22 protein-coding genes and 1 tRNA gene are annotated in these 26,206 nt (G+C 32.2%); 16 read left to right on the top strand and 7 right to left on the bottom strand.

The window, feature by feature from the left end:
- From IKZ35_04585 to IKZ35_04550, 8 genes are read left to right on the top strand one after another with little or no spacing between them, the layout of a single operon-like run.
- Entirely contained in the window at positions 1–1,218 is a 1,218-nt protein-coding gene (locus tag IKZ35_04585; protein MBR4893238.1) for a 6-phosphofructokinase, read from the top strand.
- Positions 1,215–3,086, top strand: coding sequence for a sulfatase-like hydrolase/transferase (locus tag IKZ35_04580; GenBank protein MBR4893237.1), 1,872 nt, complete (start codon positions 1,215–1,217; stop codon positions 3,084–3,086). Before IKZ35_04585 ends, IKZ35_04580 begins: the two co-directional genes overlap by 4 nt.
- Positions 3,073–4,203 carry a class I SAM-dependent RNA methyltransferase gene (locus tag IKZ35_04575; GenBank protein MBR4893236.1) on the top strand — a complete coding sequence of 377 codons (1,131 nt, stop codon included), beginning with the start codon at positions 3,073–3,075 and terminating at the stop codon, positions 4,201–4,203. Before IKZ35_04580 ends, IKZ35_04575 begins: the two co-directional genes overlap by 14 nt.
- Before the next feature lie 13 nt (positions 4,204–4,216).
- Positions 4,217–4,489, top strand: a complete 273-nt coding sequence (locus tag IKZ35_04570) for an ACT domain-containing protein (protein MBR4893235.1) — start codon at positions 4,217–4,219, stop codon at positions 4,487–4,489.
- A gap of 11 nt (positions 4,490–4,500) precedes the next feature.
- Positions 4,501–5,859: a PFL family protein gene (locus IKZ35_04565; protein MBR4893234.1), complete on the top strand. Its 1,359-nt coding sequence runs from the start codon at positions 4,501–4,503 to the stop codon at positions 5,857–5,859.
- Between the two features lie 9 nt (positions 5,860–5,868).
- Positions 5,869–8,226, top strand: coding sequence for an endonuclease MutS2 (locus IKZ35_04560; GenBank protein ID MBR4893233.1), 2,358 nt, complete (start codon positions 5,869–5,871; stop codon positions 8,224–8,226).
- Between the two features lie 12 nt (positions 8,227–8,238).
- Entirely contained in the window at positions 8,239–8,670 is a 432-nt protein-coding gene (locus IKZ35_04555) for an RDD family protein (GenBank protein MBR4893232.1), read from the top strand.
- Entirely contained in the window at positions 8,667–9,473 is an 807-nt protein-coding gene (locus IKZ35_04550) for a hypothetical protein (GenBank protein ID MBR4893231.1), read from the top strand. Before IKZ35_04555 ends, IKZ35_04550 begins: the two co-directional genes overlap by 4 nt.
- Positions 9,474–9,549: 76 nt before the next feature.
- Here the strand turns inward: IKZ35_04550 and IKZ35_04545 are convergent, their stop codons facing one another.
- Both IKZ35_04545 and IKZ35_04540 read right to left on the bottom strand, forming a co-directional pair.
- Positions 9,550–10,143, bottom strand: coding sequence for a DUF2953 domain-containing protein (locus tag IKZ35_04545; protein ID MBR4893230.1), 594 nt, complete (start codon positions 10,141–10,143; stop codon positions 9,550–9,552).
- Positions 10,144–10,153: 10 nt separating this feature from the next.
- Entirely contained in the window at positions 10,154–10,591 is a 438-nt protein-coding gene (locus IKZ35_04540) for a GNAT family N-acetyltransferase (GenBank protein MBR4893229.1), read from the bottom strand.
- A gap of 61 nt (positions 10,592–10,652) precedes the next feature.
- Here IKZ35_04540 and IKZ35_04535 point away from each other — a divergent pair, with 61 nt between their 5' ends.
- The 3 genes from IKZ35_04535 to IKZ35_04525 are packed head-to-tail and all read left to right on the top strand — an operon-like array spanning position 10,653 to position 14,587.
- Positions 10,653–11,768, top strand: a complete 1,116-nt coding sequence (locus IKZ35_04535; GenBank protein ID MBR4893228.1) for an iron-containing alcohol dehydrogenase — start codon at positions 10,653–10,655, stop codon at positions 11,766–11,768.
- 16 nt (positions 11,769–11,784) lie between these two features.
- On the top strand, positions 11,785–13,158 hold the full coding sequence (locus IKZ35_04530) for a sodium-dependent transporter (GenBank protein MBR4893227.1): 1,374 nt from the start codon (positions 11,785–11,787) through the stop codon (positions 13,156–13,158).
- A 4-nt stretch (positions 13,159–13,162) separates the two neighbouring features.
- Positions 13,163–14,587 carry a Zn-dependent hydrolase gene (locus IKZ35_04525; protein ID MBR4893226.1) on the top strand — a complete coding sequence of 475 codons (1,425 nt, stop codon included), beginning with the start codon at positions 13,163–13,165 and terminating at the stop codon, positions 14,585–14,587.
- Between the two features lie 163 nt (positions 14,588–14,750).
- Here the strand turns inward: IKZ35_04525 and IKZ35_04520 are convergent, their stop codons facing one another.
- The 3 genes from IKZ35_04520 to rlmD form a co-directional block, all read right to left on the bottom strand.
- On the bottom strand, positions 14,751–15,323 hold the full coding sequence (locus IKZ35_04520; GenBank protein ID MBR4893225.1) for an HNH endonuclease: 573 nt from the start codon (positions 15,321–15,323) through the stop codon (positions 14,751–14,753).
- Between the two features lie 4 nt (positions 15,324–15,327).
- A complete protein-coding gene (locus tag IKZ35_04515; protein MBR4893224.1) occupies positions 15,328–15,687 on the bottom strand; it encodes a four helix bundle protein in 360 nt (119 codons plus the stop codon).
- Positions 15,688–15,877: 190 nt separating this feature from the next.
- The gene (rlmD, locus tag IKZ35_04510; protein MBR4893223.1) at positions 15,878–17,230 is read right to left on the bottom strand and encodes a 23S rRNA (uracil(1939)-C(5))-methyltransferase RlmD; all 1,353 of its coding nucleotides are present in this window, start codon (positions 17,228–17,230) and stop codon (positions 15,878–15,880) included.
- A gap of 259 nt (positions 17,231–17,489) precedes the next feature.
- On the opposite strand from rlmD, the gene ugpC reads away from it, so the two are divergent.
- Both ugpC and sigG read left to right on the top strand, forming a co-directional pair.
- Complete coding sequence (ugpC, locus tag IKZ35_04505; protein MBR4893222.1) at positions 17,490–18,599, top strand: sn-glycerol-3-phosphate ABC transporter ATP-binding protein UgpC; 1,110 nt, start codon at positions 17,490–17,492, stop codon at positions 18,597–18,599.
- 132 nt (positions 18,600–18,731) lie between these two features.
- Positions 18,732–19,502 (top strand): RNA polymerase sporulation sigma factor SigG, encoded by a 771-nt coding sequence (sigG, locus tag IKZ35_04500; GenBank protein ID MBR4893221.1) that lies wholly within the window; start codon positions 18,732–18,734, stop codon positions 19,500–19,502.
- A gap of 124 nt (positions 19,503–19,626) precedes the next feature.
- On the opposite strand, the gene fba is transcribed toward sigG, so the two are convergent.
- Both fba and IKZ35_04490 read right to left on the bottom strand, forming a co-directional pair.
- Positions 19,627–20,490, bottom strand: a complete 864-nt coding sequence (gene fba / locus IKZ35_04495) for a class II fructose-1,6-bisphosphate aldolase (protein ID MBR4893220.1) — start codon at positions 20,488–20,490, stop codon at positions 19,627–19,629.
- Positions 20,491–21,427: 937 nt separating this feature from the next.
- Positions 21,428–21,501, bottom strand: a tRNA-Gln gene (locus tag IKZ35_04490).
- A gap of 158 nt (positions 21,502–21,659) precedes the next feature.
- Between IKZ35_04490 and IKZ35_04485 the strand changes: the two genes are divergently transcribed.
- The 3 genes from IKZ35_04485 to IKZ35_04475 are packed head-to-tail and all read left to right on the top strand — an operon-like array spanning position 21,660 to position 26,076.
- A complete protein-coding gene (locus IKZ35_04485; GenBank protein MBR4893219.1) occupies positions 21,660–22,529 on the top strand; it encodes an EamA family transporter in 870 nt (289 codons plus the stop codon).
- 20 nt (positions 22,530–22,549) lie between these two features.
- The gene (locus IKZ35_04480; GenBank protein MBR4893218.1) at positions 22,550–23,473 is read left to right on the top strand and encodes a Coenzyme F420 hydrogenase/dehydrogenase, beta subunit C-terminal domain; all 924 of its coding nucleotides are present in this window, start codon (positions 22,550–22,552) and stop codon (positions 23,471–23,473) included.
- Positions 23,474–23,487: 14 nt separating this feature from the next.
- Positions 23,488–26,076 (top strand): TetM/TetW/TetO/TetS family tetracycline resistance ribosomal protection protein, encoded by a 2,589-nt coding sequence (locus IKZ35_04475; protein MBR4893217.1) that lies wholly within the window; start codon positions 23,488–23,490, stop codon positions 26,074–26,076.
- Positions 26,077–26,206 lie beyond the last annotated feature (130 nt).

Below are 26,206 nucleotides of genomic sequence, written 5' to 3'. Positions count from 1 at the left end.
ATGGGAAAAAATTTATTAGTTGGACAGTCAGGGGGGCCTACTGCTGCAATTAACTCATCATTAGCAGGGGTTATCAGCGAGGGCTTAAAATCTGAAAAAATTGGAAAGGTTTACGGAGCAAAACATGGTATCGAAGGCGTTTTAAAAGACAATATTATCGATTTATCATTCTTTAGCGATGATGAAAAGATTAAAATTTTAAAACAAACACCATCTGCATACCTTGGTTCTTGCAGAAAAAAACTTCCTGATATGGAAAACAATATGGAAACATACGAAAAAATATACGAAATGTTTAAAAAATATGATATAGGTTATTTCTTCTATATCGGCGGAAATGACTCAATGGATACAGTTAACAAACTTTCTAAATATTTTAAAACAGTTGACTATGATGTAAAAATTATCGGTGTTCCAAAAACTATTGATAATGACCTTGCACTAACCGACCATACACCTGGTTACGGTTCTGCTGCAAAATTCGTTGCAAACACTACAAAACAGGTTGCAAAAGATAACACTGCATATGATATCCCTGCAATTACAGTAATCGAAGTAATGGGAAGACATGCAGGATGGTTAACTGCTGCAGCAGCACTTGCAAATATGGACGGCGAAACTTATGTTGACGTTGTTTGTTTACCTGAAGTTGCATTTGATATAGATAAACTTATCGTAAAACTTGAAGAAATAATGAATAAAAAGAATAAAGTTGTTATCGCAGTTTCTGAAGGTGTTAAAGATAAAGACGGAAAATTAGTTTGCGAATCTGTAAGCGTAACAGACGGTAAGGAAGACGGGTTTAATCACGCTCAACTTGGCGGAGTATGTAAAACAATTGAAGCATTGTTAAAAGAAAAAACTTCATGGAAAATAAGACCTATTGAATTTAGTACAATTCAGAGAAGTTTCTCTATTTTAACATCTAAAACTGATATTGAAGAATCATTTAACGCAGGTAGCCAGGGTGTAAAATTTGCATTAGACGGAAAAACAGGCGTTATGGTAGGCTATGTAAGAAAAGACAGTGATAAATACGAAATAGAATATCAGGCATTTAACACAGAAGATGTTGCAAACTTTGAAAAAGTTATGCCTGCTTCAATGATTACAGAAGACGGATTCTTCGTTACTGATGAATATATAAAATACGCAAAACCTTTAATAGAAGGCGAATGCGACATTGTCTATAAAGACGGAGTAATTTCAACACTATGAAATATTTAAGGGAACTTTTTAAAAAACAGGAAATAATGGTTTTCTCGTCAAAAAGAAGTTTTGAAGTAATACTTCTAGTATCCTTGGTTTTAAGTTGTGTACAAGCCTTTATGCATGTAGGATACAGCAGTTTCTCATCTTTTTTTGATGCTTTTTCGCCTATAATTTTATCAGTTAATATGTCTTTATATTTTCTTATTATGGCGTTTTTGTTCTTCCTGACGGGGAAACTTAATATAAGCTGTATATTAGTATCCCTTATAACACAAGTTTTGCTTATAATTAACCATTATAAAATATATTTCTTACAAGTTCCTCTTAAAGCAGTTGACCTTGTTTTAGGCAAGGAGGCCACAGGAATAATCGGAAATTATACTATAAAGGCAGACTTAAAGGTAATAGTTGCAACTTTATTTATAATGGTATTTTCATTTTTTATTTTTAAATTTATAAAGAATGAAAAGATAAAATTTACAACAAGGTTTGCAGGAATTTTTCTTACAATTTTCTTATCAATGTTAGGATATGAGTATTTTTATTCCGACACTTATTTATATGATAAAATGACCACATTTACCAACTTTTATAACGAAGTGGATAATGTAAACGGTCATGGCTTTATCTATTCATTTGTAAATAAGGCTAAAGGAAAGAAATATGAAAAGCCCGAAAACTATGATTTAATGAGTGTTGAAACAATTCTTAAACCAAAAGGGGCGGAGGATAATTCTCCGCCCGATGTGCTTATGATTATGAGCGAAGCATTTTTCGATATAAGACAAGCCGAAAATTTAGAATTTAATATTGACCCTCTTAAGACTTATTCACAACTAAAAAAAGAGGGGATGTACGGAGATGTTATTGTCCCTGGGTTTGCAGGGGAAACATCTAATTCTGAGTTTGAAGCACTAAGCGGTGCAAGTATTTATTTAATTGACAAAAACTCTCTTGTGCCTTATAAAACCTTTGTGGATAAGCCTGTATATTCGTTAGCCGAATATTTTAATTCATACGGCTTTGACACAGTGGGAATGCACCCGGGGCACAGTTGGTTTTATAACAGGGTGTTTGCCTATAAATGTATGGGCTTTAACCGTACTAAATTCAGCGAAGACCTTGATTATAAAATGGAAGAAACAAACTTTTATGCAAACGATACCGAAGCGGCAAAAATGCTTATTGATGATTACAGGGAGCATATAGAAAAAAATGGCGAAAAAGGCTATTTTAATTTCTTGGTAACTTTACAAAATCACGGACCTTACATAAACGAAGACACCGAAAAGGAAGATATCATAAAGCGTGTAGAAGGAATGGACGATACAGCCTACTATACGGTTGATAATTATGTTCAGGGCTTAAAAGATGCAGATAATTTCTTAAAAATAATAAAAGACTATATAGAAACACTTGACAGGCCTGTTATTGTGTTATTCTTTGGCGACCATCTGCCGTTTTTAGATGCTGAACTTTCCTATTATGATTTAATAGGCTACGATATCACAAGCGAAAATAAAGAAGCATATTATAATAAGCATAAAACACAGTATCTTATATTCTCCAATACAAAATTTAAAGAAAGAGAGAAAAAATCAGGAAGAAAAGTTCTTACTGGTTACAGAGGAGCAATTTCCTCAAACTATTTAGCCACCGAACTTTTAGCATACGGTAATATGGAGATGACTCCGTATTTTGCATTTTTAAATGAATTAAAAAAGGATGTCCAGGTATTTTCTCCTTATTACTATTTAACAAAAGAGGGCTTTACAGAAGAACTCTCAAATGAAGTTCTTACAAATATCGAACTATTAAAAAATATGCAGTATTATAATCTTATGGAGTATAAAAAACAAGATGATGAGATTTGAAATAGTTGTAACAACAATGTTCGGCTTAGAAGCATTGGTTGCAAAAGAAATACGAAATTTAGGATATGAAACCACAGAAGTAATTGACGGAAGAGTTACCTTTTTAGGAGACTTTGAAGCAGTTGCAAGGGTAAATCTGTGGCTAAGATGCGGAGAAAGAGTATTTATCAAGGTGGGAGAATTTGATGCCGTAACCTTTGATGAACTCTTTGAAAAAACCAAAAGTTTAGACTGGTCAAAATGGCTTTTAAAAGACAGTGAGTTCCCTGTTAACGGTTTTTGTGTTAAATCACAGTTGTTTAGCGTAAGAGACTGTCAGGCGATTATTAAAAAGGGAATTGTTGAGTCGCTTACTAAAAGTTATAAAATAAACTGGTTTCCTGAAACAGGCTCTTTATATAAAATAGAATTTTCTATTATAAAAGATAAGGTAGCCTTAATGATAGATACCTCGGGAGACAGTCTTCATAAAAGAGGTTACAGAAGAAGGTCAAATATGGCGCCTTTAAAGGAAACTATTGCCGCAGCCATTGTTACTATGAGCCGATTTAGTTATAATGGTGTATTTTGCGATCCGTTTTGCGGTTCAGGCACAATTCCTATTGAAGCAGCAATGATTGCAAAAAACATTGCTCCGGGTCTTAACCGTCATTTTGCATTTGAAGGCTTTAAACAAATGTCAAAAAATTATTTAAAGGATGCAAGAGAAGAAGCACTGTCCGAAATAAGAAAAACAAATCTTAAAGTTATAGCATCAGACATAGATTATGACTGTGTTGATTTAACCATAAACAATGCAAAACTTGCAAGAGTAAACGATGTAATATTTGTTAAAAGACTGCCTGTTGCCGACTTTAAAAGCGAAGAAACAGGCGGCACAATAGTCTGCAACCCTCCTTACGGGGAAAGACTTCTTACTTTAAAAGAAAGCGAAAAAATAATAAAAGATTTAGGAAGAGTTTATAAAAACTTATTAGGATGGAATATGTTTGTTATAACACCTAATGAAAAGTTTGAAACTTTAATCGGCAAAAAAGCAACCAAGAAAAGAAAGTTATATAACGGTATGCTAAAATGCGATTTATACCAGTATTTTTCAAAAGCAGACAGGTTATAGAGAGGATAGAAATATGAAAAAAGCAGTAATAACAGTTATAGGAAAAGATAAGGTTGGAATTATCCACAGCGTAAGTGGAGTATTAAAGGATAATAATATCAATATCCTTGATATTTCTCAGACAATTATGGGGGATATTTTCACAATGGTTATGATGAGTGATATTGAAAAATCTTTATGCGACTTTGATACTCTGTCATCAAATTTAGAAAAGTTAGGTAATGAACTTGGAGTAAAAATTACTATCTGCTTAGAAGATATATTTAATGAAATGCATAGAATTTAGGGGTATAAAAAATGATTTCAAATAAAGAGATAATCGAAACTTTAAATATGATAGAAAAGGAAAACCTTGATATACGAACAATAACAATGGGTATTTCCTTACTTGACTGTGCCTGTGAAGACCATAAAAAGTCCATAACAAAAATATATGATAAAATAATGTATCTTGCAAAAGATTTGGTTAAAACAGGGGAAAATATATCAAAAGAAATGGGAATTCCCATTATAAATAAGCGTATATCCGTAACTCCTATCTCACTTATTGCAGGTTCGTCTGATGCATCAACTTATGTTCCTTATGCTAAAATGCTTGATAAAGTTGCACAGGATACAGGGGTTGATTTTATAGGCGGATTTTCTGCCCTTGTGCATAAAGGCTATACCAAAGGAGACAGAATTTTAATAAACTCAATAGGCGAAGCCATTTCCGAAACAAAAAAAGTATGTTCTTCAGTAAATGTAGGAACAACTAAAGCAGGAATAAATATGGATGCAGTAAGAGAAATGGGTGTAGTAATAAAAGACCTTGCCGAAAGGACTAAAGATAACGATTCTATCGGTGCATCAAAACTTGTTGTGTTCTGTAATGCTCCTGAGGATAATCCTTTTATGGCAGGTGCTTTTTTAGGTGCAGGCGAGCCTGAATGTGTAATAAATGTGGGCGTTAGCGGCCCCGGGGTTGTTAAATCGGCTCTTGAAAAAGTAAAAGGAGCAGATTTTGCAACAGTTGCCGATACTATTAAAAAGACTGCATTTAAAATAACAAGAATGGGGCAGATGGTTGCAAGAGAAGCATCCGAGCGTCTTAATGTGCCTTTTGGAATAGTAGACTTATCTTTAGCACCAACTCCGGCAGTAGGAGATAGTGTTGCATATATTTTAGAAGAAATGGGCCTTGAAAAATGCGGAACACACGGAACAACTGCAGCCCTTGCACTGCTTAACGACGCTGTTAAAAAAGGCGGAGTTTTTGCAAGTTCTCATGTGGGAGGCTTATCGGGAGCATTTATCCCTGTAAGTGAAGATGCAGGTATGATAGATGCAGTTGCAAAAGGTGCTTTATCAATAGAAAAATTAGAAGCCATGACCTGTGTATGTTCGGTTGGTCTTGATATGATAATTATTCCTGGCGATACATCAGCAGAAACTATATCGGCAATTATTGCAGACGAAGCGGCAATAGGTATGGTAAACTCTAAAACAACTGCAGTAAGAGTTATTCCTGCAATAGGTAAAAAAGTAGGGGATAGCGTTAATTTTGGTGGTCTTTTGGGATATGGGCCTGTTATGAGAGTAAACCCATATTCATCAGAAGAATTTATAAAAAGAGGCGGAAGAATTCCTGCACCGCTTCAATCTTTAAAAAATTAAGGAAGAAATATGAGTAAAAAAAGTTATATTAAGTTGGAATTTGATAAAATAAGAGAAATGCTCTCTTTATTATGTGTTATTGAGCCCAATAAAAAGAAGGCACTTTTAATTGAGCCTTTTTCTGATGCAGAAGAACTTAATTTTTCTTTAAATGAAGTTAATGATGCGTGTTCTCTTATATTAAAGAGGGGTAACCCTCCTTTTTATTCAGTACAGGATGTTTTGGCACATATTAAACGACTTGATATAAGCGCAGTGTTTAATACAAGAGAACTTTTGGATATAGGAAAACTCTTAAAAACAACACGCCTTTTAAAAGACTATGCGTCAGAAGACAGAGAACTATCTTCCTATTTTGACAGTCTTGTTGTTTTAAGAGGTTTGGAAGAAGAAATATCAACTAAGATTATATCCGAAGATGAAATCGCAGATAATGCAAGTATTAAACTTTATGCTATAAGAAAGAAAATCAATGTAACTCATAATAAAATAAAAGAAGTTTTAAATAAATATATAACTTCCACAACCTATCAGAAATATCTTCAGGACCCCGTTGTTACTATGAGGGGGGACAGATTTGTTCTGCCTGTTAAAATCGAGCATAAAGGGGAAATTGCGGGGATAGTTCACGATACTTCTTCATCAGGCTCTACTGTTTTTGTTGAGCCTATGCAGGTTGTTGAAATAAATAATTCCTTAAAGGAAATGTTTTTGGAAGAAGAAAAAGAAATAGAGAGAATTTTGTTTGATATAACAAGCCATTGCGGGTTAAACAGAGAGCAGATTTTAAATAACTACAATATAGTATGCGACCTTGACTTTATATTTTCTAAGGCAAAACTTTCAGTATCAATGAAAGGAACAAAACCCGTTATAAACGAAAGAGGTTATATAAACCTAAAAAAAGCGCGTCATCCTTTAATTGATAAAACAAAGGTAGTTCCCATTGATGTAATCTTAGGCGGTCAGTATGATTCCTTAATAGTTACAGGGCCTAACACAGGCGGTAAAACTGTATCTTTAAAAACCGTGGGGCTTTTATGTTTAATGGGCGCATCAGGTCTTATGATTCCTGCAGGTGATAAAAGTGAGATTTCCTTATTCTCTCATATATTTGCAGATATAGGAGACGAGCAGAGTATTGCGCAGTCTTTATCAACCTTTTCCTCCCATATGGTAAATATAGTTGATATTATAAACAATATAGAATATAACTCACTTGTATTATTTGACGAGTTAGGCGCAGGGACAGACCCGGTAGAGGGTGCATCTTTAGCAATAGGAATAATTGAAAGTTTAAGACAAAAAGGCGCTAAAATAATGGCTACCACCCATTACAGCGAACTTAAACTTTATGCATTGTCCACTAAAGGTGTTATAAACGCAAGTTGCGAATTTGATGTGGAAACACTTCGCCCTACCTATAAACTGATAATAGGAACTCCTGGAAAAAGTAACGCCTTTAGTATCTCTAAAAGATTAGGTCTTCCTGATGAAATTTTAGATAAAGCAAAAGAGCAGCTTAATGAAGAAAATATTAAGTTTGAAGATGTTTTATCAGAAATTGAAAAAACAAGAATTGCCCTTAAAAAAGAAAGGGAACTTGCCAATAAATTCAAACTTGAATCGGAAGAATTAAAGCGCAAACTAACAGATGAAAAACAAAAAAGCGAAGAAAAATATATTAAAATTATAGATGATGCCAACAGAGAGGCAAAAGAAATATTAGAAGAAGCAAAAGAAGAAGCGGCATCTTTAATAAAAGAATTAAGAAATTTAAGAAAAGAAGAAAGCCAGAGAGAGTTTGACAAGAAAACCACAAAAGCAAACGAAAGAATTTCCAAAAAGATTAAAGAGGCAAATTCGAAAATTATAACTTCAAAAAATAAACAGGTAAAAGCAGTTAACCCTAAAACTCTTCTTAAAGGTACAAGCGTTAAACTAATCGACCTTGACCAGAGCGCAACAGTTGTAGAACTTCCTGATAAGGACGGAAATCTTGTTGTTATGGCAGGTATTTTAAAAATAAGAACAAATGTGTCAAATCTTTGTATAGACGAGTCTCAAGTAAAGAAGGAAACAACCTATACAACCTTTAAAAAGGCAGAACTTAAAAATAAAACCATAACAAGCGAAATTGATATAAGAGGTGCAACCGTTGCTGACGGAGTTATGGATGCAGAAAAATATATCGACGATGCAGTTATGTTAAAACTTGAAAAAGTATCAATCATTCACGGAAAGGGAACAGGTGTTCTTCGTTCTGCAATTCACGCAATGCTTAAAAAGCATCCTAATATAAAATCGTTCCGTTTAGGTCTTTTTGGCGAAGGGGAAGACGGAGTAACCATTGTTGAACTTAAATAAAGAGGTGGAAAGATGAAAAAAGTTATAAGAAGAATGTATGCAGGGATAATAGATATGTTCTTTATAGGACTACCTGTTTATGCTATATATCATACTTTTATATTAGAGTCTATGAAGGATGTAACCTTTAAAATTTCATACCTTGAAGTAAATATGAATCTTACTGCAATAACTTTGGTGTTTTTATTCCTTTATTATGCAGTGTGCGAAGTTTTAGGGCAATCAATAGGTAAAAAAATGCTTGGTATTAAAGTAAAATATAACGGGAAAAAAGTTATAGCAAAAATATTAAGACCGATTATAAAAGTTCTTATTTTGTATTTTGCATTCCCACTTGTAGCACTTTGTTTATTTTTACCTGATAATAAAATGTTTTATGACTTTTTTTTAAAAACCGAAATAGAAGAAGTTAAAGTAGATGTTTCAAAAAGGAGTTTAAAATGATAGACCTTGAAATGATAAACGATGAGATAGAAGAAATAGGCGAGTATATAAAAGAAGACGATTATGACGCCGCATATGAGATAATAGAAGAAGTACTTATTAAAACAAAAGGAATGTTTGTGGAAAATGAAGCGGAAAGATTTTTTTGCTTTGATTCTCCTATCCAGTTTTATTTATATGATATGAAATTATCTTCTCAAAAATATATAAAAAGAAGCGGAGTAGATTTTAGAACTCTGTATTTAACCAAAGGGCATATAGATTTAGCCTATGAAAGATTTGAAGAGTGCGAAGAAGCACTTAAAAATGCTCTTTACTGGAACCCTGTTGACCCTAACATATTTTATGAACTTGCCCGTCTTTTTGTACAAACAAAGGATGAAAATAAACTTGGCATTGTATTAAAAGCAGTAAGAAGTTATATCCTTGATAAAATATCTTACAGTAAGTATTATGCATATTTAGGCGAATATTATCTTTTAAAAGAAGATTATAAAACTTCACTTGCTCTTTTTTATGTAAGTGAAAGTATTTTAGAAACAAAAATTGCAAAAGACGGAATACAGAATATTCTTAATAAGGCAGAAATTTTAAATACCCCTGTAACCGAAGAAATTATAGAAACTCTTAAAAAAGACGGTTTTTACTTTTCTCTTGATAATGAAGTGCTTTCAATGATTTATGATTTATCCTATGAACTTAGTAAAAATCTTAATAATAAAAGTGCTATGTACTGTCTGGATGTTTTATATGAACTGACAGGTGATGAAAAATACCTAAGAGAAAAAGAGTACTTAGAGTAGGAGATCTTAAAAAAGTCTGGAACGCAAAAAGTCAATAATAAGAAAGTCGGTGTATTACACCGACTAAGATTATAGATTATTTTTTTGAAGTTTGCTTTTTATAGAATATAAAAAATCTTAAACCGCCGATTATGGCAAATATAAGAGGCAGACTGAATGTAGAATTAAAAGAGTAGTCAGATTCTTTACTGTTATAATCACTTCTTATATCAAGGTTAAAAGCACCTTTTTTAACTTTGGTTAAACTTTCAATAAAACCAAGTAAAGGATATACAGCCGAGCAAACAGCGCCGAAAGTTATGGCAGTAAAAGCCGCATCGGAAGATGAGCAGATTATTTTTAAGTTTAAGTTTTTTATCTTTAAAAAAGATAAAATAAATTTTATTTCATATAACCCTTTTTTTATAATGTTACAGTAAAATGAGATTTTATCTTTAAGGGGTGTGTCATCTTTTTTTGCGCTTTTATCTTTAAAGTCTTTTTCTTTTTGTTTCTTGTTCTTCTTTTTATTTATAAATTTATCTGTATCTATAAAAAGATATTTTACCCTGTATTTAAAGTTTGAATTTTTTTTAAGTTCTAAATAAATGGTTGCAGGAAAAGATAAAAGAATAATTAAAAAACAAATGATGCTTAAAATAATAAAAAGCAAAGTTAATAAAATATTCACGGTATACTCCTTATTTATCAATTATCATCTGGATATAGTCAAGGTTTTTAAAACCTGTTTTTTCATATAGTGAAATAGCCCTTTTGTTGTTTTTTGTAACCTCTAAGCGAAATCTTTTGGCATCAGTAAAATGTGAGAAAACAAATTTTAAAAACTCTTTTCCAATCCCGAGGTTTTGGAACTTATCTTTTACCATAAGTTCTTCAATATAAACACATATTCCGCCCACTTCGTTGGAATATGATAAAGAAACCTGGCAATAACCTGTAATTTCGTTATCAATTTCTTTAACAAATATTTTAACATACGGGCTTTCATTTATTGCTTCATCAACAGTGTTTGAAAAATTAAGTTCACAAACAGGGTGCAAAACTGCATCAGAATTATAAAACTTTTTCATAAGTTTAATAACTTCGTCTTTATCCTGTTTTGTAATTTGTCTTATCATAATATCACCGTATATTATTTTAACATACATTAAAATAAAAAACAATAAGGGAGAAATAACAATGATAAAAAATTTAGTTCCCACAAAGATTTTTATAGGCGAAAATATCTTAGAGAATAATAAATGCGAAATAATTTTAGGCAAAAAAGCAATGATTGTAACAGGGAAAACATCTGGCGAAAAATCAGGTGCCTTAAAAGATGTTATAAAAATATTGGAAGAAAAAAACATTCCTTATATTACATACAATAAGGTAACAAATAACCCTACTATTGAAGAAACAGTATATGGCGGCAATATTGCAAAAGTTGAGGGCGTAGATTTTATTATTGCTATCGGTGGTGGCTCTCCTTTAGATGCTGCAAAAGCCATTGCAGTTTATGCTAAAAATGAGCCAAAAGAGAATTCTTCCTTTACCATTAACGATATATTTTTAGATAAATTTGAAAATGATCCTCTTCCTATGGTAGCAATTCCAACAACAGCAGGGACAGGCTCGGAAGTAACTCAGTATTCTATTTTAACGCTAAACAGTATAAAGAATAAAAAAAGTTTTGCATCGGACAGAGTTTTTTATAAAAAGGCTTTTATAGACGGAAAATATACATTAAATCTTCCTCTTCAGATTGCAAGAAATACTTATGTGGATGCTCTTTGCCACCTTATAGAAGGGTATACCAATAAAAGAGCAACTAAGAATACTGACGAGGTCGCCCTTTACGGACTAAAAATAATGGGTAAACATAAAAATAGATTTATAAAAGGCGATTTTAATATAGAAAGTGCAACAGAGTTATTATACGCCTCAACAGTTGCAGGGGCACTTATTGCCCATACGGGAACAACTGTAATTCACTCAATGGGTTATCCTTTAACCTATTTTAAGAATATACCTCACGGAAGAGCAAACGGAATAATTCTTCCTGAGTATATGATAAAAACAAACGAGGTTTTACCTTGTAAAATAAAAAATGTTTTAAACGCATTAGGCTTTAACTTAGTAGAGGAATTTAATTTATATATAAAATCAATTCTTCCTTCATACGAAAAGTTTAATATAGACGAAGTAAAAGAATGGACTAAAACAACAATAATGGCAAAAAATGCTCAGGTTTGTCCGTTTGATGTTGACTATAATATAGAACTTAAAATGTTTGAAAAATGTTTAGATATATAAAAAGGGGTTTTAAAAAATGAATCAGAGAGAAAAATTATCATCAAGATTAGGGTTCATCTTAATTTCTGCAGGATGTGCCATAGGTCTTGGAAATGTATGGAGATTTCCGTTTATAACAGGGCAGTATGGAGGAGCAGCATTTGTTATACTTTATCTGTTCTTCCTTGTAATTTTCGGTCTTCCTATTATGGCAATGGAATTTTCTGTTGGTCGTGCAAGTGGTGCAAGTGTTGCAACATCCTTTAAAAAGTTAGAGCCAAAAGGTACAAAATGGCATATATTCGGATATTTTGCAATGGTTGGAAACTATCTTCTTATGATGTTTTATACAACTGTGTGTGGCTGGATGTTTTACTACTTTGTAAAAATGTTAAAAGGCGATTTTGTAGGTCTTAGTCCTACACAGGTTGCAGATGCATTTTCAGGTATGGTTTCAGACCCTGTAACTTTAACAATCTGGATGGTTATTTCAGTATTATTAGGTTTTGGAATTTGTGCCTTAGGTCTTCAAAAAGGTGTTGAAAAAATTACAAAAGTTATGATGTCAAGCCTTTTTGTAATACTTCTTATATTGGTTGTAAGAGCAGTAACACTTCCTGGTGCGAAAGATGGCTTAAAATTCTATTTAATGCCTGATTTTAAAAAAATGTTTGAAGCAGGTGCTTTTGAAGTTATCTCTGCCGCAATGGGACAAGCATTTTTTACCTTAAGTATAGGTATAGGCTCAATGGCAATATTCGGAAGTTATATAGATAAAGACCGTGCACTTATGGGCGAATCTTTAAATATTTTAGCACTTGATACAAGTGTTGCACTTTTATCAGGCCTTATTATTTTCCCTGCATGTTTTGCTTTTGGAGTAAATGCAGACAGTGGCCCAAGTTTAGTGTTTATTACACTTCCTAATATATTTAATAATATGGCAGGGGGAAGAATATGGGGAACATTATTCTTTGCGTTTATGTCATTTGCAGCGTTATCTACCGTTATTGCAGTGTTTGAAAATATAATTTCCTTTGCGATGGATTTATGGAATTTCTCAAGAAAGAAAGCAGTTATAATAAATATTTTCCTTGTAATTATATTATCCATTCCGTGCGTGTTAGGATTTAATGTTTTAAGCGGTATAACACCTTTAGGCGCAGGGTCAAATATTATGGACCTTGAAGATTTTATTGTAAGTAATAATTTATTACCAATCGGTTCTTTGGTATACCTCTTCTTCTGTGTAACTAAATACGGATGGGGATGGGATAACTTTATAAAAGAGGTTAATACAGGTAAAGGTATAAAATTCCCTAAATGGTTAAGAATATATGTAACATATATTTTACCAATAGTAGTATTATTCCTGTTTGTTCAGGGGTATGTAAGTAAATTTTTAGGATAGTATTATGAAAAAAACCTTTGCTACAACAATGCCTGATAAAATCGGCGCTTTTATGAGGGCAACAGAAATTTTTGCCCGTCTTAAAATCAATATTTTAAGAGTAAGTTATAATAAGGCAATAGATGCCCATATGCTTTTTATAGAAGTTAATGGGGAAGAAGATGCCTTAAATATTGCGAAGAGCGAACTTATTAAGGCAGGGTATATTCTTAATGATTTTAAAAAGGGAAAAGTAGTTTTATTAGAATTTAATATTTTAAACAAACCGGGGGCATTGCTCCCGGTTCTTCGTCTTATAGATAAATATAAATTCAATATTTCCTATATAAGTTCCAAGGAAAATGAAAGTGATTTTTTAATATTTAAAATGGGGCTTCTTATAGAAAAAGAAGAAAACTTAAATAATTTTTTAGAAGATGCACAAAAATTATGCCGAGTAAAAATTATAGACTTTGAAAAAAGTAATATAAATCTTGACAATACCGTTTTTTATATAAGTTTTGTAAATAAAATTGCAGAAGATATGGGGCTTTTAGAAGAAGAAAAAAACGAACTTTTGATAAACTCTAATCACATTATGCAGATTCTTGATGAGAAAAACCTGCCACCTTATAAAACCTTTGACTATATATTAAAATTTGGTGAACATATAATAAGAAATAAAGGGGATAATTATAAGCCGAGAGTGTCAGACTTTAATCTTTGTAACGACATTTCTTTAATTGTGGTTGAGCCTCCCTGTGGAAGCAATGTGTGCGTGTTTGTTTTAAAAGATACTCTTCTTTTTGTCGATTCGGGTTTTAACTGTTATAAGGAAGAACTTTTAAAAGTTTTAAGGAGTAAAATCAGTAATTTTAATTCTTTTAATAAAGAGATTATTTTAACTCATTCTGATGTTGACCATATAGGTTTTTTAGACTGGTTTGATAAAGTTTATCTTAGCGAAAACACAGCCATAAATCTTTTAAATGTGTCTAAAGGGAAAAAGGGATACAGAGAGCAACTTAATTCACATAAACCGTATGTTAAAATAAGCAAAATCTTATCTCATTATAAATACCCTGAATGTAAAAATTTCAATATAATAGGCACAAAAAATGATGATAAATTATTATCTTTTATAGGAAGACTTAAAAAAGAAACCCTTGATTTTGAAGTTTATGAAGGTATGGGCGGTCATGTAAAGGGAGAAACTGTTTTTATTGAGCGAAATAAAAGAATTGTTTTTACAGGGGATATATTTATAAATATAAAAGACTGCATAAAAGAGCAGGAAGAATTTAATAAAATTGCTCCTAATCTTTTAACAGCAGTCGATTCTATTCCTGATATGGCATATAAGATAAGAAGAGAAATAAAACCTCTTCTTGATAAAGGAAAATGGATAGTTATAGGCGGCCATGGCGCACCTTTAATATGGGATGTGTAGATAAAATATTTTTGTTGTATAATACAAATTCCAAATCGTGTCCCGAAGGGACATATCGCATCGAAGATATATCGCAAATTCTTTTAAGAATTTATATCACTGAATCTGTTCGCACTAACAGTGCGACAGTCTCTATATGTGTTGTGTGATGTCTGCGACAGTATTATTGTAATAGCTTTTTTGAAATATTGTACCAAGCCTTTATATAATTATCTTTTAAAAGCTCTTTGTTGTTATCAACTAATTTTATAAAAGATTTTGATAATCCATCCCATTCTTTTATATTACCTTGTGGATATAAAGTCCAATGAATTTCATCTATTGTATAATTGCTTTTAATTGAGTTGTTTTTCATAGAAGTTGTAACCCAATTGCTTTTATCATCATGTCCACCTTTTGCAATAGGATATACATGGTCAATTGTTGGGATTAATTCCCAATATGCTATATGTGTTTCTGTCATTTTCCAATGAGGGTGAAAAGGGAACTCATTAGGAAAATATACTGACAATACCTTAAGTATTCCTGGATTTAAAAGTTTTTGACCTGTATATCTGTCAATGAAGCCATCTCTTATAAACTGCTCCATTTTTTGAGTTAATGTGTATGTGCGTTTTTCTATATCGTAAATTTTATGTGGATATTCACTTGTGATTATTGATTTTGCCAAACCAATATTATTGTCTATAAGCATATCAACTATGTTTGAAATAATTATACCTTTTTCTCTTTTCATGATACTATTCCTTTTTGCTTTTAGCAGTAGTTACAGATGCAATGAGTTTTCTTCTTATTGTTCCACATGTATTTGTTAGATTTTTATATGTAATTTCATCAATCTTATTCTTACGATGTAATAATTCTAACCAATATTCAGTTTCAAAGCTTTCCTTTAATGCAATTTCCAATTTATTTATAAAATCAGCTTTACTTTGAGCATATTTTGCTTCGTGAAGATTTGCACCAATAGATGAAGAACATCTTAACAGTTGATTTACATAGACTGAGCACCCTTTAATATTGTCGCAAATGTCTGAAATTTCTATTACAAAATTGATAGTTTCTTCTCTGAGTAATTTTTTGTTTTGTTCCATAAACAATTCTCCTTTGTCGATATACACTTGCGTGTTCGATATATTTCACTTCGTGAAATTCGATATAAACTCGCTATGCTCGCTTTCGATATGATATAAATCTCGTTGCCGTAAGGCAACATATCGAGCCGTCAGGCATATCGAGTTCTAATAGAACATATCGAAAATCTCGCAAGAGATTTATATCGATGGAGTGCTATGTGCGACATAGTAGCACAACGCACTCAACATGGCTTGTTGCCGGAAACATATCACATGCAATAATTTCTTCAACCTTATATTTATTACTGTCTGTAAAAATCTTTAAGTCCCTTGCAAGGGTTGCAACATCGCAGGATATATAACATATCTTTTGGGGAGACAAGTTAATTATTTCGTTTATGAGACTTTCATCGCAACCTGCTCTTGGAGGGTCAAGAATTACTTTTGTAGGCTTATTTTCGCTTAAAATAAGTTCTTTTATTTTGTCTTCTGCCTTTCCTGTATAGAATGTGGCATTATCTATATTATTTATCTTTGCATTTTCTTTTGCATATTCTATTGCTTCATTTACTACTTCAACGCCGATTACTTCTTTTGCGTTTTCTGCACATAAAAGCCCTATTGTTCCAATTCCGCAATAAATGTCAAACACTATATCTTCTTTATTTATTTCAAGCAGTTCGATGCCTTTTTTATATAAATTCCCCACATTATAAGGGTTTACCTGGAAGAATGATTTGCTTCCTATTTTAAATGTATGTTCTAAAATTTTATCCTTAATATATGGCTCATTATAAAGGCATATTACTTCATCTCCTAAAATAACATTTGTGTTAAAAGGGTTGATATTTATAATAATACTTGCCATGCCCTCCATTGTAAGAAGACTTTCCTTTAATTTGTCAAGATAAGGAATTTCTTTTTTATAACTTACAATTCCTGCCATAATCTCTTTTGTATGAATACCTTTTCTAAAGTATATATGTCTGACAATTCCTGTATGGGTTTCTTCGTTATATGCAGGAATGTTATATTCCATCATCCATTCATAAACTTTTTTAGCCACCAAAAATGCATCTTTGTCCTGAATTAAGCAGTCGCTCATATTTATAACATCATGAGTTCTTGAACGGAAAAACCCGCAAACTAAATTGCCCTCTTTATCATAAGAAACAGGGATAAGTGCCTTGTTTCTGTAATTATAAATTTCAGGAGAGGGAATAATCTTTGTAACATTATAATCAATCTTGCCGATTCTTTTAATCGCATCGTTTACCTTTAAAAGTTTCATTTCAAGTTGCAATTTATAATCTGCATTATCAAGAGTACAACTTCCGCATTTTGTAAAATGAGGGCAATCTGATTTTTTTCTAAAAGGGGATGGGTCTAATACTTCAATAAGTTTACAGTAAACAATATTTTTTTTAACTTTTAAAACTTTGCATTTAACCTTTTCATTAAGAAGCGCAAAAGGAACAAAGAACACAAAACCGTCAGTTTTACTGACACCGTGCCCCTCAGAAGTTATTGAAGTAATGGTTAAAGTAATTAAATCGTTTTTATTCATATTTATTCTCCGTAAGTTTATATATTTATAATAACATAGACCTTTGTTTTTTTCAATGCTCAAAAACCAATATTTGTGCTAAATATACAAAAAAATAAGTGTATGATTGTTACAAATAACAATAAAAAAATAAAAGTTCTTATTTTATAGTCAAAATATATAATTTATCTGAAAAATCTTTGTAGAATAATTCAATAGAAATCGGATGGTTGATATGGTAATATAATATTGAAAATATATTTAATTGGAGGAATTTAAAATGGCAAGTTTATCATTAAGAGACGTTACTAAAAAGTATACAGACGGTGTTACAGCCGTTTCAAAATTTAATCTTGAAATTGAAGATAAAGAATTTATAATTCTTGTTGGTCCTTCAGGTTGTGGTAAATCTACTACTTTAAGAATGATTGCAGGTCTTGAAGAAATTTCTGACGGGGAAGTTTATATCGGCGACAGATTAGTTAACACAGTTGCTCCTAAAGACAGAGATATAGCAATGGTTTTCCAGAGTTATGCTCTTTATCCTCATATGTCAGTATTTGATAATATGGCATTCAGCTTAAAATTAAAGAAAATGCCTAAAGCTGAGATTAAAGCAAGAGTTGATGAAGCTGCTAAAATTCTTGATATAGAACATTTATTACAGAGAAAACCAAAGGCTTTATCAGGCGGTCAGAGACAGAGAGTTGCGTTAGGTCGTGCTATCGTTCGTGAACCTCAGGTATTCCTTATGGACGAACCTCTATCAAACCTTGACGCTAAACTTAGAGTTCAGATGAGAACTGAAATCTCTAAACTTCACCAGAAACTTAATACAACATTTATCTACGTTACTCATGACCAGACAGAAGCGATGACAATGGGTACAAGAATCGTTGTTATGAAAGACGGTATTGTTCAGCAGGTTGACACACCTCAGAACCTATATGATACACCTTGCAATCTATTCGTTGCAGGATTTATAGGAAGCCCTCAGATGAACTTCATCGATTCTATACTTGAAAAGAAAGCAGACGGTTACTATGTAACATTCGGTACATATTCAATTAAAATTCCTGAAGGTAAAATCCCTCAGAATATTGACGAATATGTTAATAAAGAAGTTGTATTAGGTATCAGACCTGAAAATCTTCACGACGAAGATGCTTTCATCAATGCATCTCCTGAAAGTTGTATTGATATGTTAGTTGAAGTTGCTGAATTTATGGGTTCTGAAAGATACTTATATCTTGATTTTGAAGGCAAGAAATTTACAGCAAGAGTTAACCCAAGAAGTACAGCTCAACCTACTCAGGTTATCAAAGTTGCTCTTGACCTTAACAAAATTCACCTATTCGACAAAGAAACTGAAAAAGTTATAATTAACTAATATTTATAATATTAAATTACAAAAAGCCCGGATAATTTTATCCGGGCATTTTCTTTAAATCAATTTTAGTTTAGTATATAAAAATTCTCTTCTGGTAATAATTAAATTATCAATAACCCAGGGAGGATATATATGCTTCATAAGGTTGAAATTTGCGGAGTAAACACTTCGCAGCTGCCCGTTTTAAAAAGAGACGAAAAGCAGAAGTTAATGTTAAGAATCAAAGAAGGAGATGAAGTAGCAAGAGAAGAGTTTGTAAATGGTAATTTAAGACTTGTTTTAAGCGTTATCCAAAGGTTTTCTCAACGAGGGGAGTATATGGATGATTTGTTTCAGGTAGGTTGTATAGGTCTTATAAAAGCCATAGATAATTTTGATTTGAGCCAGAATGTTCAGTTTTCTACCTATGCAGTTCCAATGATAATAGGAGAGGTAAGAAGATATTTAAGAGATAATAATGCAGTAAGAGTAAGCAGAAGTCTTAAAGATACTGCATACAGAGCCTTAAGCATTAAAGAAATGCTTACTAATAAAAATCAAAAAGAGCCAACCGTTGATGAAATAGCAAAGGAAATGGAAATGAAAAAAGAAGAAATTGTTTTCGCCTTGGAATCAATAGTTGAGCCAATAAGTCTTTTTGAACCGATATATAATGACAGTGGCGATGCTGTATTTGTTATGGACCAGATTAAAGATGTTAAAAATTCAGATAAAAACTGGATAGAAGAAATTGCACTCAATGAAGCACTTACAAAACTTTCAGAAAGAGAAAAAAAGGTGCTTGATTTAAGATTTTTTCAGGGCAAAACTCAAATGGAGGTTGCAGAAGAAATTGACATTTCTCAGGCACAGGTGTCAAGAATAGAAAAGAGTGCAATAGACCATTTAAGAAAACATATATAGCGAGGAAATGATAAAAATGCCTGGAAGGAAAAAAGTTGATAATTCCAGACATTTTTATCTATTTCCTTAAAAAAGACGGTGTTTAATTTTAAACACCGTCTTTTTAATAATATTTTCTTTTAAATTATGCTTTGTTGATTGAACCAAAAAGTTCCATTTTTTCTTTAACCGTAACTTTAATTGCTTCAAAACCAGGTGCTAATAATTTTCTTGGGTCAAAGCCTTTTCCTGCTAAATCTTTGCCTTCTTCAATGTATTTTCTTGTAGCAGCAGCGAAAGAAAGCTGACATTCTGTGTTAACATTGATTTTTGAAACGCCAAGAGATATTGCTTTTTTAATCATATCTTCAGGAATACCTGTACCACCGTGTAATACTAATGGCATTGGGTTAGTTTTTTCTTCGATTTCTGCAAGAACATCAAAGTTTAAGCCCTGCCAGTTTTCAGGGTATTTACCGTGAATATTACCGATACCTGCAGCTAAAATATCTACGCCTAAATCAGCGATTAATTTACATTCGTTAGGGTCTGCAACTTCACCTGCACCAACAACTCCGTCTTCTTCTCCGCCGATAGAACCAACTTCAGCTTCAACAGAAATACCTTTTGAATTTGCAATGCTTATTATTTCTTTTGTTTTTTCAATGTTTTCATCTATTTCATAGTGAGAACCGTCAAACATAACAGAAGTAAACCCTGCATCTATTGCTTTAAGAGCGCCTTCATATGATCCGTGGTCAAGGTGGATAGCAACAGGAACATCGATATCAAGTTCTTCCATCATACCTTTTACCATACCGACAACAGTTTTATAACCGCCCATATATTTACCTGCACCTTCAGAAACGCCAAGGATAACAGGAGATTTCTGTTCCTTTGCAGTAAGAAGAATAGCTTTTGTCCATTCAAGGTTATTGATATTGAACTGGCCAACTGCATAATGTCCTTCTTTGGCTTTTTTCATCATTTCTTTTGCTGAGACTAACATAAATTAAATCCTCCTAAATAAATTACTACTATAAGTATACCTTTTTTTCCCTGAAAAATCAATCTTTTTTAGAAAATTTAAACATTTTTTAAAATAAAAAAAGGATTTTTTAAAAAAATGTAGAAATGTATAAGTGAAAGGGGATACCCCCCTATTAAATAAATTTACAAGATTTTAATTTTTAAATGAGGTGATACCAATGTACCCTGAAGAAAAAGAGCCATTTTTAAAAGGGGATATGTATGTATCTTTAGAAAGGAAAATTAAAATTTAATAGTTGGTTTTAATATCTTAATGATGAAGATTAAGATATAAAAGTCTCAATGAAGTAGATTGAGTTATTGCTCTTTATTTAAAGAGTAGTGTAAGTTATAAATTTGAGTTTTAAAAATAAATATAACTTTTAAGTTTAAGATATATATAATCCCAAAAATTAAATTAATAATAGAAAAAACACTTGCAAGATGCAGGTGTTTTTTTGTTGCTTTCACATACATAATAGATGCAGATGTTTTTAATGAAATATCAACTTCGTTGATGTGAAATAATCCTAGCGGATTATGAAATATTTTTCTTACAGAAAAATGTGAAATAAAATTTGCCCTTTTCATATGCCGTAAGGCATATTTCATACACGGAGTGTATTTCATTGCGAAGTTATTTCACTTGCCGCAGGCAAATTTCATTGAAAAAGCGACTTGTCGAAACAAGCCGCTTTTTCTGGCTGCGGGAGAAGGATTCCTCTTCGAGCCGTTCGTAACATCAGTTCAAACTTCGCACACATAAAGTGAGCTTGTTTTCACTGTGTTACAGCACAACCCTTGCGTGCTCCCTGCATCTGCCATTAAGGCAGCGGTCGCACTCGGTTCCCTCAGTTCGGGTTCGAATCCTCACATAACAATAAAAAAAACACCGACAAAAGTCGGTGCTTTTTTTATGGCTGCGGGAGAAGGATTCGAACCCTCACAAGATGAGTCAGAGTCATCGGTGCTACCTTTACACCATCCCGCAACATTTCTCTGACCTTATGTATTATATTACTTAAATTATAAATTGTCAATACTTTTTTAAAAGAAATTATCTCATAATTTATATTAAAAAACTGATTTCTTGACTAAAGTAAGAAAATAATATATAATTTTATAAGTTTTAAATTAAGGAGAATCCTGATGAAAAAACAGTCGTTTATTTATATAATATTAGCATGTATATTCTGGGGAACATCTGGCGTATTTGTTCATTACATATCCCCCTTTGGCATTTCATCTTTTCAGATGACTTTTATAAGAAGTTTTGTGTTTTTTCTTTGTATGGGAATTTACATTTTTATAAAAGAAAAAGAATTATTTAAAATTGATTTTAAACAAGCCTTTTTATATTTTTTAAGTGGTGTCTCTTTTTATCTTACCGCAGGTTGCTATTTTTTATCCATGCAACTTACATCAGTTTCCACAGCAGTTGTTCTAATGTATACTGCACCGATATTTGTAATGATTTATTCGGTAACTTTTCTTTCAGAAAAGTTTACAAAAATAAAAGGCATCTCTCTTTTTTTAATGATAACAGGTTGCGTATTGGTGTCAGGGATAATAGGGAATCTTAAGTTTAACCTTTCAGGTATTTTAATCGGTTTATCTTCTGGAATTGCTTTTAGTGCTTATAATATTACAACTAAAATTCAGATGAAGAATAAATTTCATCCTTTAACTGCAACTTTTTATTGCTTTCTTTTTGCAACCTTAATCGGCCTTTTTAGTTCAAACCCCTTAGGCGTTATTCCCATAATAAATAAATCGCCTTATTCGTTAAGTTTATTATGTATAGGAATGGGGATTGTAACCTGTGTCTTCCCATACATATTATATACATTAGGTTTAAAAGAAACAGATGCAGGGTTAGTTTCTTCTCTTGGAGTTATAGAGCCAATGGCTGCAACGCTAATGAGCATTATCTTTCTTAAAGAATCGCTTAACGGTTATTCTTTTTTGGGTATTATCCTTATTCTTTTAGCAGCATTTTTACTTAGCAGACATAAATAAAATATTTTAGGAGTTTTATTATGAAATGTTATTATGGACAGATACAAGATGAAAAAATGTTAAAAAAAACAGCATCGGGAGGCTTTGCCTATGCTATGTATACTAAGGTTTTAGATAAAGGTGGGGTGTGTTACGGTGCGTCTTATACTGATGATTTTAAAGGCGCGAGTTATATAAGGGTTACTGACAGAGATAAGTTAAATAAACTTATAACTTCAAAATATGTAAAAGCAGCATTGGATGAGAGTATAGTATCATCTTTAACAGAGGATATTAAGTGTGGGAAAAAAGTTATTTTTATCGGTCTTCCTTGTGATGTATATTATATTATAAAAAAGATAAATAATTTAAAACTTCCAACCGATAATCTTATAACTTGTGATTTAAAATGCAATGGCCCGACGTTGCCTTGCGGGTTTAAAAGTTATGTAGAACATCTGGAAGAAAAATACAACCAAAAAGTTAAAAATATTATAACACCGTATAAAAACCCAAGTTGGTATCCTGTGTGTATAAAGGTAGTTTTTGAGGATAACAGTGAATACATAGAAGAACTTGCAAAAACAGATTTAGGAGTAGCGTTTGACTTTTTAAAGGATGAAAAATGCTACTATTGTAAATATAAAGGGGATAATCATAAATCGGATATGACCATAAGTAACTATTGGGGAATAAAAATTACAGACCCCGGTTTTAATTATTATGGCACATCCTATGCGTATGTTTATACAAAAAAAGGAGAAGACTTTTTAAAGAGTATCCCTTATCTTAACCTTTTTGATGATGTAAGCGAAGAAACAAATCTTCCGCTATACTCTACTGATTCTTACAGGGTTAAACAAATGAATAAGTTTAAAAAAGACTTTGAAAAACACGGTCTTTTAAAAGCAGTAAAGAGACGGAATAGTTTTTTATTAAGGTTAGCAAGAATACTTAAAATATAAAAAGGAGGGAAAGAATGAAGAGAATAACTGCGGGAATATTAGCCCATGTTGATGCAGGAAAAACCACTCTGTCCGAGGGGCTTTTATACGCATCAGGTAAAATAAGAAAAATGGGCAGAGTTGATAATGGCGACAGTTTTCTTGACACTGATGAGCAGGAAAGAAAAAGAGGCATCACCATATTTTCAAAACACGCAGTATTAAAGATAGACGAAACTGAAATAACCCTTCTTGACACTCCTGGGCATATGGACTTTTTCGCAGAAACTGAAAGAACGGTAAGCGTATTTGATTATGCAGTTTTGGTGGTAAGCGGAACTGACTCGGTTCAAAGCCATACTATAACGCTCTGGAACTTACTTTGTGAAAAAAACATCCCTGTTTTTATATTTGTAAATAAGTCTGACCTTAATGGCTTTTCTTATGAGAATACATTAAACGACTTAAAAGATGAATTTAAAGGTAATTTTGTTGACTTTTCATTATATGGTACAGACGAATTTTACGAAAATATAGCCTTATGTGATGAAAAGGCGATGAGCGAATATTTTAAAACAGGAAAAATTTTAAAAGATAATATAAAAGAACTTATAAAAAGAAGAAAAATATTTCCCTGCTATATGGGAGCAGCACTTAAACATATCGGAGTGGAAGAATTTTTACATTCATTCTGTGATTTAACCTGTGAGCCTTTTTTATATAAAGAATTTGGGGCAAGGGTGTTTAAAATATCCGAAGATGAAAAGGGAAACCGTCTTACATTTATAAAGGTAACAGGCGGGAGTTTGGGCGTAAAATCTATAATAAACAAAGAAAAAATAAACGAAATAAGGATATATTCAGGGGATAAGTATGAAACATGCGATACTTTGTCCAAAGGAATGGTTTGCGCTTTAGTCGGCCCAAAAACAACATATGCAGGGCAGGGTCTTGGTTTTTTGGAAAATGCAGAAACTCTTACTGCCGAGCCGATATTCAGTTATAAGGTTAACTATCCTAAAGAAACTGAAGTTACATCATTTTTAAGAGATTTAAAAAAATTAGAGGAAGAAGAAACAAAACTTAATATTTCATGGAACGAAAGGCTTAAAGAAATTCGCTTAAGCGTTATGGGAGAAGTTCAGCTTGAAGTGTTAAAGGAACTGATATTTAAAAGATATGGTGTTGATGTAACTTTTTCGCAGGGTGGCATTATATATAAAGAAACTATTTTAAATACGGTTGAGGGAGTAGGGCATTATGAGCCGCTTCGCCATTATGCAGAAGTTCATCTTCTTTTAGAGCCATTGCCTGTAGGAAGTGGAATGCAGTTTGAAACGGATGCTGATGAAGACAGCCTCAATAAAAACTGGCAACGCCTTATTCTTAATCACCTAATGGAAAAAACACATTTAGGAGTTTTAACAGGCTCTCCTGTTACAGATATAAAAATAACATTAAAATCAGGAAAAGCCCATCTAAAACATACCGAGGGCGGAGATTTTCGTCAGGCAACATACAGGGCAGTCCGTCATGGGTTAAGAAGTGCAAAGAGTGTGGTGCTTGAGCCATATTGCACTTTTACTATCGAAGTGCCTTCGGAAAATATCGGCAAAGTTATGACCGACTTAAATTATATGGGCGCAGAATTTGACGCTCCTTATTCAAAGGGGAATATAACTAAAATATCAGGGGAATGCCCTGCTAAGAAAATAAGTGATTATAAATATGAACTTATTTCCTTTACCCGCGGAATGGGAAAACTTAACACTAAATTTTCAAACTATAAACCGTGTAAAGACCAGGAAAAAGTTATAGAAGATATAGCGTATGATGCTGATTCGGATATAGAAAATACTGCCGATTCTATTTTTTGTTCTCACGGAGCAGGTTTTAATGTTAAATGGACGGATGTTACAAATTATATGCATCTTGAAAGTATCTTAAAACCTGAGATAAAAGAAGAGAAAAAGGAAAAAAGAGAAAAGTTTTTTTCAACCGATGAGGAACTTTTAAAAATATTTGAAAACACATACGGAAAAGTTAAAGTAAAGTTACCTCATGACGCTATGTATACAAAAAAAGATGCTGTAACAGTAAAAGATGTTAAACTTAAAGAGAAAAAATATGAAAAAGAATATCTTTTAATTGACGGATATAATATTATATTTGCATGGGATGATTTAAAAAAAGTTGCAAAAGACAGTTTAGAGAGTGCAAGAACTCTTCTTACAGACAGACTGGTAACTTATAAAACATTTAAAAATATTGAAATAATAGTTGTTTTTGATGCGTATAAGGTTAAGGGTAACCCCGGAGAAAAAGAAAAAATAAACGGTATAAATATTGTATATACAAAAGAGGCTCAGACTGCCGACTCATATATTGAAAAAACTGCCCACGAACTTTCAAAAAACTATAAAGTGAGCGTTGCCACATCAGATGCCTTGGAGCAGATGATAATTTTCGGAAGCGGTGCACTTCGTATGAGTGCAAGAACTCTAAGGGAAGATATTGAAATAGTAGAAGAAAGGGTAAGAAAATTAATAGACGATTATAACCTTGATGTAAAGAAAAGCGACTTTTTCAAAATAAATTTATTTAACGAAAAACTTACAGAATAATAACTGTAAGTTTTTTTGTTAAAAAAAGGAATAAATCTATTGACAAACGAATAAAATAATGGTAGATTATTATTTGTTAGCACTCACTAAAGAGGAGTGCTAACAATGGAAAAGTAAGAAAGGGGGAGGC

This window comes from Clostridia bacterium (assembly GCA_017554615.1).
Classification (GTDB): Bacteria; Bacillota; Clostridia; order UMGS1840; family HGM11507; genus SIG450.
The sequence above is the reverse complement of the archived record's forward strand: the minus strand, read 5'-3'. Positions and strand labels throughout refer to the sequence as shown.